This window comes from Saccharothrix sp. NRRL B-16348 (assembly GCF_001280085.1).
In the GTDB taxonomy this organism is placed as follows: domain Bacteria; phylum Actinomycetota; class Actinomycetes; order Mycobacteriales; family Pseudonocardiaceae; genus Actinosynnema.
Map to the genome: position 1 here is coordinate 1 of NZ_LGED01000118.1, position 343 is coordinate 343.

The window sequence follows — 343 nt, forward strand, 5'->3', positions numbered from 1 at the left end:
CCAGGTGCCGTGGTGTTGGGCGATGCGTTCGCGGACGCCGACGGTGCGGTAGCCGGCGGAGTGGTGCAGGGCGATGCTGGCGCGGTTCTCGGGGAAGATCGCGGTCTGCAGGGTCCAGAGGCCGGCGTTGTCGGCGGCGGTGACCTGCTTGTGCAGGAGGGATTTGCCCACGCCGCGGCCGCGGTAGCCGTCGCCGACGTAGATCGAGGTTTCGGCGACGCCGGCGTAGCAGTCGCGGGTGGAGGTGGGGGTGGCGGCGGTCCAGCCGGCGACGCGGCCGTCGACGACGGCGACCCAGCGGTGCTCGGGGAGCCATTTGGCTTCCAGGGTGCGGCGGCTGGGG

Annotated in this window: 1 protein-coding gene; it reads right to left on the reverse strand. The window is 73.2% G+C overall.

Translation table 11 applies throughout. The features are described from left to right. On the reverse strand, nt 1-343 hold a 343-nt coding region (locus ADK67_RS13435), incomplete at both ends, for a GNAT family N-acetyltransferase (RefSeq protein WP_157620250.1).